Annotated in this window: 10 protein-coding genes; 5 read left to right on the top strand and 5 right to left on the bottom strand. The window is 57.8% G+C overall.

All coding sequences use genetic code 11. From position 1 onward, the window contains the following. Window positions 1–63: 63 nt before the first annotated feature. The 3 genes from AC1DIH_RS15605 to AC1DIH_RS15595 form a co-directional block, all read right to left on the bottom strand. Complete coding sequence (locus AC1DIH_RS15605; RefSeq protein ID WP_477772351.1) at window positions 64–1,551, bottom strand: aldehyde dehydrogenase family protein; 1,488 nt, start codon at window positions 1,549–1,551, stop codon at window positions 64–66. Window positions 1,552–1,630: 79 nt separating this feature from the next. Then, complete coding sequence (locus AC1DIH_RS15600) at window positions 1,631–2,407, bottom strand: enoyl-CoA hydratase (RefSeq protein ID WP_477772350.1); 777 nt, start codon at window positions 2,405–2,407, stop codon at window positions 1,631–1,633. A 49-nt stretch (window positions 2,408–2,456) separates the two neighbouring features. Next, a complete protein-coding gene (locus AC1DIH_RS15595; RefSeq protein ID WP_477772349.1) occupies window positions 2,457–2,927 on the bottom strand; it encodes a universal stress protein in 471 nt (156 codons plus the stop codon). A 179-nt stretch (window positions 2,928–3,106) separates the two neighbouring features. On the opposite strand from AC1DIH_RS15595, the gene AC1DIH_RS15590 reads away from it, so the two are divergent. The 5 genes from AC1DIH_RS15590 to AC1DIH_RS15570 all read left to right on the top strand — a co-directional run bounded on the left by AC1DIH_RS15590 (window position 3,107) and on the right by AC1DIH_RS15570 (window position 9,344). After that, the gene (locus tag AC1DIH_RS15590) at window positions 3,107–4,021 is read left to right on the top strand and encodes a LysR family transcriptional regulator (protein WP_477772348.1); all 915 of its coding nucleotides are present in this window, start codon (window positions 3,107–3,109) and stop codon (window positions 4,019–4,021) included. A 334-nt stretch (window positions 4,022–4,355) separates the two neighbouring features. Continuing rightward, window positions 4,356–5,903 (top strand): MFS transporter, encoded by a 1,548-nt coding sequence (locus AC1DIH_RS15585; protein ID WP_477772347.1) that lies wholly within the window; start codon window positions 4,356–4,358, stop codon window positions 5,901–5,903. A 25-nt stretch (window positions 5,904–5,928) separates the two neighbouring features. Further along, window positions 5,929–7,005: an HlyD family secretion protein gene (locus tag AC1DIH_RS15580; protein ID WP_477772346.1), complete on the top strand. Its 1,077-nt coding sequence runs from the start codon at window positions 5,929–5,931 to the stop codon at window positions 7,003–7,005. Beyond that, window positions 7,002–8,471 (top strand): efflux transporter outer membrane subunit, encoded by a 1,470-nt coding sequence (locus tag AC1DIH_RS15575; RefSeq protein ID WP_477772345.1) that lies wholly within the window; start codon window positions 7,002–7,004, stop codon window positions 8,469–8,471. The genes AC1DIH_RS15580 and AC1DIH_RS15575 overlap by 4 nt, the downstream gene beginning before the upstream one ends. 78 nt (window positions 8,472–8,549) lie before the next feature. Beyond that, window positions 8,550–9,344 (top strand): SDR family NAD(P)-dependent oxidoreductase, encoded by a 795-nt coding sequence (locus AC1DIH_RS15570; protein WP_477772344.1) that lies wholly within the window; start codon window positions 8,550–8,552, stop codon window positions 9,342–9,344. Between the two features lie 72 nt (window positions 9,345–9,416). On the opposite strand, the gene AC1DIH_RS15565 is transcribed toward AC1DIH_RS15570, so the two are convergent. Both AC1DIH_RS15565 and paaE read right to left on the bottom strand, forming a co-directional pair. Next, entirely contained in the window at window positions 9,417–11,120 is a 1,704-nt protein-coding gene (locus AC1DIH_RS15565; protein ID WP_477772343.1) for an alpha-keto acid decarboxylase family protein, read from the bottom strand. Between the two features lie 143 nt (window positions 11,121–11,263). Beyond that, the gene (gene paaE / locus AC1DIH_RS15560; protein ID WP_477772342.1) at window positions 11,264–12,340 is read right to left on the bottom strand and encodes a 1,2-phenylacetyl-CoA epoxidase subunit PaaE; all 1,077 of its coding nucleotides are present in this window, start codon (window positions 12,338–12,340) and stop codon (window positions 11,264–11,266) included. Window positions 12,341–12,347: the final 7 nt, after the last annotated feature.

Here is a 12,347-nt window from a genome sequence, read left to right as displayed (position 1 = left end):
TCGACAAACCAAAGTACCGGCAGCGCAATATCATCGAGCGCATGTCTGGTTGGTTGAAGAGGTCTAGTATCGAATCATCACAGATTTGAGTTCGGTATATTCATCAATGAAGGCTGCGCCAAATTCACGACCAATCCCCGAGGATTTGATACCGCCGAAAGGGACTGCTGGGTCGATCATGGTATGCATGTTGACCCAAACCGTGCCCGCATCGATTTCAGGAACCATACGCAGAGCCTTGGACAGGTCGTTTGTCCAGAGACTGGCGCTGAGGCCGTAAGGCGTGTTGTTCATCAGCTCCAGCAGTTCTTCCTCTGTGTCATATGGAAAGAAGGTCGCAATGGGGCCGAATGTTTCTTCGTTGAGCAGTGTGTCGTTGATCGAGTTCGCCAGAATGATCGTAGGCTCCACATAGCAGCCAGGACCATCGATTATCTTGCCTCCGTGAATGATGGTGCTGTTCTCGGCACGGGCAGTATCGAAGAACTGTCCGAGTTTCTGTTGATGCTGCTTGTTCGTCACCGGACCGAACTGAGTTGATTCATTGAGCGGCGAGCCGATCCTCAATTGCGTCAGGCGCTGGGAGAGGTTCTCCATCATGGGTTCGATCTGCGAGCGGTGAGCAAAAAAACGTTCTGCTGCCGCGCAGACTTGACCTGAATGTAGAAATCCGGCTTCGATAATGCCGTTGACCGCTACCTCCATATCGACGTCGACCAGGAACGCCGCAGAGTTCTTCCCCCCCAGCTCCAGAGTGGTGCGTGTCAACTTTGCCTGCATCGCTGATGTGCCTACGGCGATGCCGGTAGGCACCGATCCAGTAAACGATACCTTGTCTGTGCCAGGGTTCTCGATGAGCGCTTTGCCAACTGAGGCGCCGCCGGTTACCACATTGAGCGCACCCGCTGGTAATCCAGCCTCAATGGCCAGTTCTGCGATACGCAGTATGGTTAGCGGTGTAAATTCGCTGGGTTTGATAATGATGCTACAACCAGTGGTCAATGCTGAAGCCAGCTTCCAGATGGCGATCATGGTTGAAAAGTTCCACGGGACGATGCCCACTACTACGCCGACCGGCTCGCGCTGAGTAAATGCGGTGTAGCGTTCTCCGGCAACGGAGGGTAAGGATGGGACTATTGTTTCGCCTGTAATCTTAGTGGCCCAGCCAGCGTAGTAACGAAGGAAATGTGCAGCCTGATCGACTTCGAACGCGCGAGCGATCTGGATAATTTTGCCAGACTGGCAGGTTTCTATCTGGGCAAGTTCCTCTCGGTTTTTTTCCAGCAAATCGGCCAGTTTCAGCAGCACATTTGCGCGTATGGCGGGATTGGTGCGCGACCAGACTTTGAACCCACGACTGGCTGATTCCACCGCATGGCTAATGTCGGCCTGGCTGGCTTCGCTCACCATTGCGATGGCATCGCCAGTTGCAGGGTTTATAACCTTCAACTTAATGGATGTGCTGCTATTAAAATGAATTCCGTCAATAAACTGGCCGTGATCGCGTTGTAGAAAGGCTTTGACCTGTGGAAGAAGCGCAATATCACTCATTAAAAGGTTTCCAGGCAAAATGACCATAGATTTCATAAGAGCACTACAGGAAGAGGCTCACGACCGCTGTTGAGTTTCCCTAGCAGTGTTTGAATTGTGGCGGGCGTTTTTCGTTGAACGCGTTCATGCCTTCTTTCTGATCTTCGATGGCGAAGGTCGAGTGGAATAGTCGGCGCTCAAAGCGCACGCCCTCTGCCAGGCTGGTTTCGAAGGCGCGGTTTACCGCTTCCTTGGCGAGTAATGTCACAGGGGTAGAATAACCGGCGATGAGCGAAGCGCTCCTTAAGGCCTCATCGATGAGCATCGCGGTGGGAACCACGCGACTGACCAGGCCGCAGCGTTCGGCTTCGACGGCATCCATGGTGCGCCCGGTCAACACCATGTCCATGGCCTTTGATTTGCCGACAAACCTTGCCAATCGTTGGCTGCCACCGGCGCCGGGGATGGTACCGAGGGTGATCTCTGGTTGGCCGAAGCGTGCATTTTCCGCTGCGATAATGAAATCGCACATCATCGCCAGCTCGCAGCCTCCGCCCAGCGCATAGCCGGCCACCGCAGCGATGCTCGGCTTGCGAAAGGTGCTCAGGCGCTCCCAGTCAAGGCTGATGAAGTCAGCCTTGTATACATCCATGTAGCTCCAATCCTTCATTAGCTTGATATCGGCCCCGGCGGCGAAGGCCTTTTCATTGCCGGTAATCACCACTACGTGAGTTTCGTCATCTGTTTCCAGATGATCGAGCAGTTGCGCCAATTCGGTATTCAGTCCGGCTGAAAGCGCATTCAGCACCTCGGGGCGGTTGAGGGTGATCATCGCCACATGGCCATGCTTTTCCAGTAAAAGATATTCCAGTTTCATATATCACCTGCGAGATCCAGGGCCTCGGTCGGAAGCCGCAAAAGGCTGCTCAATTCTTGGGCTGGCCTGGCGTGGGGCGAACATCCACCAGCACCAGGCAGCGGGCGACTTCGATGACTCGGGCGCTGACTGAAGGGTCGAAGATACGGTTGATCCGCGAAAGATGGCGGTGGCCGACGATGATCAAGTCGACCTTCAGCCGCTCGGCTTGCGAAACGATCGAAGAGGCCGGCTCTCCGTCAATCACCACTCCTTCTGCGTCAAGCCCGAGTGACCATAAATAGTCCAGCGCCTCTTGCATCGCGTTATTGGCTATATGTTGCTCACTGCTGGCCGCGGGATATTCCTGCTCATCGGCAGGCTCGATGTGTCCGTTTTCCGAGGGCAGGGTGTACGCACTGTCGACGGAAAGCAGGACGTAGAGTCGAGGGGCACCCAGCTTGGAATACTGTGCGGCCAGGTCCAGAACCGATCGGCTCTGGGGCGAACCATCAATAGCAACGAGTAAGGAGCGAAGCATGGCTGTTCCAACCGGGAATTAACGGAAGGCAGGTATTCTTGGAAAATCGTACGTCTAGGTAAATGGTTCGTCGCGCACTTAATAGTTGCATGCAGCGCAGGTCTCGCGCGCATCGGTGTTTGGTCAGGAACTGCTAGGATTGCGCCAGGATTAATTGAGTTTCACATGGAGTGTTTGTTGTGCATCTTCCAGATATGAATCTGCTGGTGGCCCTGGATGCGCTGCTGGACGAGGGCAGCGTGGTCGGTGCCGCCCGGCGCATGAACTTGAGTCCCGCGGCCATGAGCCGGACCTTGACCCGGATACGCAGCGCGGTTGGTGATCCGATCCTGGTGCGCGCCGGGCGTGGCCTGGTGCCGACACCCAAGGCGCTGGCATTACGGAGTCAGGTGCGCAGTGTGGTCGAGCAAGCGGCGCAGGTGTTCCTTTCGGGGGACGAGGTCGATCTGACGACCCTGGAGCGCTGCTACAACTTGCGGGCCAATGACGTATTTGTCGCAGCCTTTGGCGCGCAGCTGCTGGAAACCATGCGCGAAAAGGCCCCACGTACCGTGCTGCGCTTTGTGCCGGAAGGCGAGGGTGAGGATGATGCGTTGCGCGAAGGGCGGATTGATCTTTATATCAGTGCGACGCGCAATCTTGGACCGGAAATCAAAGTCCAGAGCCTGTTCACCACGACCTTTGTCGGTCTGGCCCGGGTGGATCACCCCATCTTTCAGGAAGAAATCACTCCCAAGCGTTTCGCCTCCTATGCGCAGGTCAGCGTGTCGCGACGCGGGCGTGCAACCGGGCCTATCGATACAGCTTTGGCCGGGATGGGCTTGCAGCGGCGAGTCGCGTTGATCACCCCGAGCTTTCACTCGGCGATGTTCGCATTGCCCGATTCCGACCTGTTGCTGCCATTGCCGGAGCATGTGCTGTGGAGTGTCTCGCGGCTGGGCTTGCCGTTACGTTCGTTCCGTATTCCTATGGCGCTGGAGACGGTGATGATCATGCAGGCCTGGCATCCACGTTTTGATAACGACTCGGCCCATCGCTGGCTGCGTCAGACGTTGAAAGAGAGCTGTGCCAAGTACTCCTCGCCACGGGTTTGAAGCAGCTTGCGCTTTTAGGATCGCCGCAAGCCCCTTCGGAACGAACATGCCCCGGCTTATCGCAACCTGTGCCTGACGCTACGCCAACCGGGTAATCCGATATTTTCGAGGTGAGCGCCCATTGCCGTAAGCAATTGCCGAGTGGCGATTTGCAGGTTGATAGTTGCCGTGGATTGATGCGTGCGTTGGGTGCAGCTTAAAGCTTCCCATATGTCAGTTTTCGGCATTGTTGCGTCTTCATAAACTATCCAGGTAAATCCTTTACCTGGAGTCATGACGCAATGTGCCTTGTGTTGTTTTCTGTCTTTCGGGGCACTGGCCGATGGGTGAACCCATGAGTTCGCTCGCAGCCTCTGCTGTTATAGCCCCGGCGCTGGAAGTGGTGAAACCCGCACCGGCCGCTGCGCCAGTGTTTGGCCTGCGTATCGTGATCGGGTTGATCGGGGTGCTGATTGCGGTATTGGTGGCCGGTCTCAATGAGATGGTCACCAAAGTGGCCATGCCTGACATCCGTGGCGCGCTGTATATCGGTGCGGATGAAGGCAGTTGGTTGATAGCCACTTACGCGGCCACCTCAGTCTCGGCCATGGCGTTCGCGCCCTGGTGTTCAGTCACCTTCTCCCTGCGTCGCTTCACGCTGAGCGCGATAGGTGCGTTCACCGTGCTTGGGATTCTCTGCCCGTTCGCTCCGAACCTCGAAAGCCTGATGGTGTTACGAACTTTGCAGGGGCTGGCCGGGGGCAGTCTACCGCCGATGCTGATGACCGTCGCGCTGCGTTTCCTCCCACCCGGCGTCAAGCTTTACGGGCTGGCGAGTTATGCGCTGACCGCCACCTTCGGCCCGAGCCTGGGGACTCCGTTGGCCGCATTGTGGACCGAATACGTCGGTTGGCAATGGGCGTTCTGGCAGATCGTCCCACCCTGCCTGCTGGCGATGGTCGCGGTTGCCTATGGCTTGCCGCAGGACCCGATGCGCTTTGAGCGTTTCAAACAGTTTGACTGGCGTGGCCTGTCGCTCGGTTTACCGGCGATTTGTGCGCTGGTGATCGGTCTGTCCCAGGGCAATCGTCTGGACTGGTTCGAGTCCACGTTGATCTGCTGGCTGCTTGGCGGCGGTCTGGTGCTGTTGGTGTTGTTCTTTATTAATGAATGGTCGCACCCGCTGCCGTTCTTCAAATTGCAGATGCTGACTAACCTGAACCTGTCGCACTCGTTGCTAACCCTCGGCGGGGTACTGATCGTGTTGCTGGCGGTAATCATCATCCCGTCCAGCTACTTGGCCCAGGTGCAGGGTTATCGCCCGGTACAAACTGCGCCGGTATTGCTGATGGTGGCCTTGCCGCAGTTGCTGGCGTTACCGCTGGTGGCGGCCTTGTGCAACATCCGTCGGGTCGACTGCCGGTGGATTCTGGCGATCGGTCTTGGATTGCTGGCGCTGGCCTGTGCTGGCGGCACGCAAATCACTTCAGAGTGGATTCGCGACAACTTCTACATCTTGCAGCTGTTCCAGGTGTTTGGTCAGCCGATGGCGGTGATCCCGCTGCTGATGCTTGCTACCGGCGGCCTGGCGCCGCAAGACGGCCCGTTCGCTTCCGCCTGGTTCAACACGGTCAAAGGTTTTTCGGCGGTCCTTGCTACTGGTGTGCTGGAGGCGCTGACCACGGCGCGGTTGCATTTTCACTCAAACACGCTGGTCGATCGTCTGGGCAACTCGCCTTTGGCGGACAGCGAAGTTGCGGGGCTTGCCCATCGCATCCACGTACAGGCGGTCGTACTGACGTCTTCGGACTTGTACTACTGCATGGCGCTGCTGGCACTGGCTTTGATTCTGTTGATCCCGTTGATGCCTTCCCGGATCTATCCACCTCGTGCGGTGGCATAGCGTTCCATTCAGAGAGAAAGTCATTATGACTACGAGTAAAAATCAGAAAATTGCCTTGTACACGGTTGCCTTGGTTGCTCTTGGCGGGGTCATCTACCTGACAGCGCCGCGCCTGTTTGCATCCGGCTCGCTGCAAACCACTAACGATGCGTTTGTCACGGCGGACTACACGCTAGTGGCGCCGAAGGTTTCGGGTTTCATCAGTCAGGTGCTGGTGGAGGACAACCAGACGGTGAAGGCTGGTCAATTGCTGGTGCAAATCGATGATCGCGACTATCAGGCTGCGCTCCAGGCGGCCGAGGCACAGTCGCTGGTTGCGCAGGCGCAGTTGCAGAACGCGAAAGCGACTCTGGAACGCCAGTCGTCATTGATCGCTCAGGCGCAGGCCATGGTGGCTGCAGATAAGGCTGAACAAGCATTCGCTGAGCACGAACTGACGCGTTACAGCCATCTCGCAGGCCAGGGCGCCGGTACCGTGCAAAATGCTCAGCAGGCCCGTAGCCGGGTGGATCAAGCCAACGCTCGTCTGGCCAATTCGACCGCTGCCTTGGCCGCTTCGCGCAAACAGGTGGATATCCTCAAGGCCCAGCTCGACAGTGCCGACGCAGGCTTCAAACAGGCGTTGGCATCCTTGGAGCGGGCCCGCTTTGACCTGTCCTACACTCGCCTTGTGGCTCCGATGGATGGTGTAGTCGGTGAGCGTGCTGCGCGTGTCGGGGCCTATGTCAGTCCAGGCGCGAAGATCATGGCGATTGTTCCTCTGGAGCGCGCCTATGTGGTTGGCAACTTCCAGGAAACCCAGTTGACACATGTGCAGCCAGGGCAGCCAGTGAAGATCCGCGTCGACACCTTTAGTGGCCAGAGCCTCACCGGTCGGGTCGAGAGTATTGCGCCGGCGACCGGGGTGACCTTTGCTTCGGTCAAACCGGACAATGCGACGGGCAACTTCACCAAAGTCGTGCAGCGGATACCGGTGAAGATTGCGCTGGATGCCGATCAACCGTTGGCGAGCCGCCTGCGTGTGGGCATGTCGGTGGAAGCCAGTATCGAGACGCAGGACCGGCAGGGCAATGACGCACGTAAAGAGGTCACCCTTCGATGAGTCGGACTTTCCCTGTTCAGCCATTTTTGCTGTTGAGCGTGTTGATGCTCCCGGCTTGCAGCGTCGGTCCGGATTTTCAGAAGTCTCAGGGGCCAGGCAACGCAAAGTGGTCCGTGCTGCAAGGCCAGTTAGCCGACAGTCGCCCAGAGGCTTCGCCGGTTGAAGAGCGCTGGTGGGACATCTTTCACGATACGCAGTTGTCAGCCCTGGCTCGTCGTGCTGTCACCAGCAGCCTGGATATAAAAATCGCCAGTGCTCGTCTGCAGCAGAGTCGAGCGGCGCGCCAGACCATCGCCGCCGATCAATATCCGAGCCTTGATGCGGGTGCCAGCTATGAGCGGGCACGCAACAGCAGCAAGGGCCTGAGCGACCCTTCGGGCAAGAATGGCAAGTCTGCCTTCAATCTCTGGGAGGGCGATTTCACCGCTGCCTGGGAGCTAGACTTATGGGGGCGGGTCAGACGCGAAGTGGAAGCGGCCGACGCATCGGTCGAGGTGGCTGAGAACGAACGGCGCATGGTCCTGCTGTCGATTCTGGCCGAGACCGCTGGCGATTACATTCAGCTGCGCGGCGTGCAGAGCACCCTCGCGGTCACTCGCGAGAACCTTGATGTTTCCCGGCACAGTCTGAAGCTGTCGCAGATGCGTTTGGCTGATGGCATCGCGACCAATCTGGATGTGGCTGAAGCCGCTGCACAGGTCGCCGCGGTTGAAGCTCGCTTACCGTCGCTCGAACAGCGTCAGGCGCAGTTGATCAATGCTTTGAGCCTGCTGTTGGCCGAGCCACCAAGAGCCTTGCAGGCCGAACTCGAGCGAGCGGCGCAAGTACCGCAAACCCCTCAAAACTTCGCCATTGGCTTGCCGTCGGAGCTGGCCGAGCGTCGTCCGGATATTCGTCGGGCCGAAGCCAGTCTGCATGCCGCGACGGCTGGGATCGGAGTGGCCAAGGGTGATTTCTATCCGCGCATTCGTCTGTCCGGCAACGTTGGTTTTCAGTCGATGCAGCTATCGGATTTCGGGTCCTGGGGCTCACGCCAATTTGCTATCGGCCCACAGTTGAGCCTACCGATTTTCGAGGGTGGACGTCTGCGAGGGATGGTCAGGTTGCGCGAGGCGCAACAACAGGAAGCGGCGCTCGATTACCAGCGGGTGGTGCTGCGCGCCTGGCATGAAATTGATGATGTGCTGACCTTGTACAACGCCAGCCAATTGCGACGTGACCGACTGGCCGAAGCGGTGCGGCAGAACCGGATTGCGCTGGAAACTGCGCAACGCCAGTACGTCGAAGGGGCGGTGGATTTTCTCAACGTGCTGACGGTTCAGAGCGCCTTGTTGGCGAATCAGGAACAATTGGTGGAAAGCTCGACCACGGTTTCGTTGGCCATGGTTGGGCTATATAAATCACTCGGTGGCGGCTGGCAGTCGATCTATCCGCTGGCAACGGCAGATGCCGGTACCTCTGATTGAGGCACCAGGCTTTTCGAATCAATTACGGCGGACTTTGAGTCCGCCTTTTGTGTTGTTACATCATCGGAGCAAGTAAGCATGAATATATCGTTGCATGGAAAGCGCGCGATCGTCAGTGGTTCCACGGCCGGTATCGGTCTGGCTATCGCTTTCGGTCTGGCCGAAGCGGGTGCTGAAGTGGTCATCAACGGGCGCAGCGAGGAACGGGTGCGCAAGGCTATTGAGCACATTCTGAGCCGACTGCCGGGTGCTCGGCTGATCGGTCTTGCGGCCGATCTGGGCACCGTGGAAGGCGCGCAGGAACTGTTCTCCAAAGTCTCGAATGTCGACATTCTGGTGAATAACCTGGGGATCTTCGAGCCCAAGGGGTTCTTTGATATTACCGATGCCGACTGGCAGCGTTTTTTCGACATCAACGTGATGAGCGCAGTGCGTCTGTCACGTCACTATGCCCCGGCCATGGCTGAACGTGGCTGGGGTCGGGTGCTGTTCCTGTCCAGTGAATCGGCGTTGCAGATCCCGACTGAAATGGTCCACTACGGCACCACCAAAACCGCGCTGCTGGCCATCTCTCGTGGTTTGGCGGAAACCCTGGCCGGCACCGGTGTGACGGTCAACGCGGTACTGCCGGGACCCACTCGTTCTGAAGGTGTCGGCGGTTTCTTCGCGCAGATGGCCGAAGAACAAGGCGTGCCGTCTGAGCAGTTGGAAAAGAGCTTCATCGCGCAACATCGTGCAAGCTCGTTGATCAAGCGTTTGGCGACGACTGAAGAAGTGGCGAATCTGGTGGTCTACCTGGCGTCGCTTCAAGCCAGTGCTACCACCGGTGCGGCGATGCGTGTCGATGGTGGCGTGGTTCGCTCCATCGCCTGATGCAGAGGGTGACCGTTGACGGTCACTGCCGGCAAGAAGGCATGGGCGGTGACCGCCGCCGATGCCTTTGGCTCAGACTGCCATCGACAACGTTTCGGTCGCTTTGGGGCTGGGACCGAAGTCGAAATCGGCAAACATCTTCGCGAAACGCTTGAGCGACTCAGGGGCATCCATGCGCTCCATCATCACTTCGATAAACACCAGCTCGTTAGCTGTCGCCGCCTCTTCGACAGCGGCCTCCAATTGATCTTCGGTGTGCACGATCAGCCGTCGAGAGCGATTGCGCGTATCCAGTACATACGGCAGCTCGGCGTAACGCCAGCGGTTGACGTCGTTGTAGCTGGAGTTCTCACCGAGTATCAGGCGCTCGATGGTATAGCCGTCGTTGTTGATCAGGAAAATAATCGGTTTGAGGTCTCGACGCAGAATCGATGACAGTTCCTGCACGGTCATCTGGATCGAACCATCGCCGATGAACAGCATCTGTCGGCGTTGTGGTTGAGCCAGCAGCGAGCCGAGCAGGGCCGGCAGTGTGAAACCGATAGCGCCCCAGATCGGTTGGGAAATGAACGTGACATCGTGCGGCAAGCTCAAGCCGTTGAGACCGGCTGAAGAAGTGCCACTTTCAGCGATGATCAGATCGCCCGGTTTTATGAAGTGACTGATGCGTTGCCAGAAACGCAGTTGGCTCAGCTTGGCATCCGGTTGTGGCTTGAACGGCATGACAGAACGTTGCCCATGCAACTCGCGTATCGGCCAGGCCTGGAGGTGCTTGGTGGCCTGCTGAAGAACGCCCGCCAACACCTGGCGCACCGATACGGCGGTGTAGTGGACGCGGTTGAGGGATACGGCGTAAGGGTGCAGCTGAATCAACGAGCCGGCTCTGAATTTTTGCGAAAACAGCCCCGTGCTCGTGTCGGTAAATCGAGCGCCTATGCTGATCACACAGTCCGAGTTTTCAATCGCTTCGCGTACGCCCGGAGCCGAACCGGCGCCGACGTAGGTGCCGAGAAACAGAGGATGCGATTCCGGCAGCATGGCCTTGGCCGGGGCCATGGTTGCAAACGGTACATTCAGTGTTTCAGCCAGGCTCTGCACCAGGCCGGTCAGACCAAAGCGCGAGACATCAGCATCCACCAGCAGCGTCGGCGTGCTGGCGTTTGAAAGGCGTTGGACAATCTGTTCAACCACATCCTGTAGTTGGTTCGGATCGCTGCGGGTTTCGCTCAACTGCAATGGATGCTCAGGCACTTCGATTTGCAGCGTGGCGAGGTCAGACGGTAGCTGTAGATAAACCGGTCGCCGCTCTCGATAACAGGTCAGCAGCACCCGGTCGATTTCCGCCGCAGCGTTTTCCACAGTGATACGGGCTTGCGCCACGGTGAACTCGCGCAGGGTGATCATCACGTTGTCGTAGTTGCCGTCGACCAGCGTGTGGTGCAACAACGCGCGGTCGAGAATCGCATGCAGGGGCGGCATGCCGGAGATCAGAATCACCGGTACGCGTTCGGCATAGGCGCCGGCGATACCATTCAGGGCACTCAGGTCGCCGACTCCATAGGTGGTCAATACGCTGCCAAAGCCCTGGGTCCGGGCGTAGCCGTCTGCGGCGTAGGCAGCGTTGAGTTCATTGCAATTGCCGATGAACTCGATTTCGCTCGAGCGCTCTACCTGTTCGAGGAACGCCAGGTTGTAATCCCCTGGTACGCCGAACAGATGACGAATGCCGAATTCGCGCAAGCGTCGCAATAAAAAATCACCAATAGTCATGTCCATGATTCGTTTTTCCTCAGAGTTCCTTGATGAGTCGAGTCTTCTCTGCGCAAAGGCAGTTCAAAGGCGGCTTAGTCAGGCAGGTACCAGAAAAGGGCGGTGCTAAAAGTGCTGCAGCAGCGGAGTGGTTTTCTTGTTGTGGGGTTTCAAAGTTGATCGAAATCCAGCACCACTCGATCAGAAAGGGGAAAGCATTGGCATGAGAGAACGAAGCCTGCTTCGATCTCGTAATCTTCAAGGGCGAAGTTGCTGTCCATCTCCACTTCACCTTCGACCAACCTGGCCTTGCAGGTCGAACAGACCCCGGCCTTACAGGCGTAGGGCAGTTCCGCGCCGTTCTGGTTGCCGGCGTCGAGAATGCTCAGGGTGTTGCGCGGCAGCTCGAAGGCCAGGCTGTTGCCATCGCTGATTACGGTGATCAGGCTGGTTCTGCCGGTGTCTGTCGATGTGGTCTGGCGGTCGGCCTGTTTACGGCCGGCTGATGGGCTGGCGAACAGTTCGCAGTGCACCCGTGCGGGGTCAAGCCGGTGCTCGATCAACGCTTGACGAACCTCAACGGTCATCGCGTGTGGGCCGCAGATAAACGCATGATCCAACGCGGCGACGTCGATCCAGCGAGTGAAAAATTGCCGGCATTTTTCCCCATCCAGGCGACCGTTATAGAGGTCGACATCCTGGCGCTCGCGGCTCATCACGAAGATCAGCTTCAGGCGTTCCAGATAGCGGTCTTTCAGGTCCCCCAGCTGCTCGCGAAACAGCGTCCCGGAACTGGAGCGATTGCCATAGAGCAAGGTGAACCGGCTATGTGGTTCCTGCTCGAGCGTGGTCTTGATAATCGACAGCAAGGGCGTGATGCCGCTGCCGGCGGCGACGCCCAGATAGTGACCGTGACGTTGCGCGTTCAGCTCGACAAAAAAGTTGCCGCTTGGCGCCATGACATCCAGATAGTCGCCGACGACCAGCGTTTGATTGGCGAACTCGGAGAAGCGTCCGCCGCTGACTTTCTTGATCGCCACCCGCAGCTCGTTTTCATGTGGAGCGCTGCAAATCGAGTAGGAGCGGCGGATCTCTTCGCCATCCAGTTGCGTGCGCAGTACGAGATACTGGCCCTGCTGAAACTGGAAGGTATCGCGCAATGCCCGGGGCACATTGAAGAGAATCGAAACAGCATCGCGGGTTTCGCGCCGAATGTCCCGGACCTCCAGTGGGTGAAAGGTGTTCATGGATTTC

The sequence above is a fragment of the Pseudomonas sp. 05N36 genome, from assembly GCF_056397385.1.
Note: the sequence above shows the minus strand (reverse complement) of the source record. Positions and strands in the feature narration are given on the sequence as shown.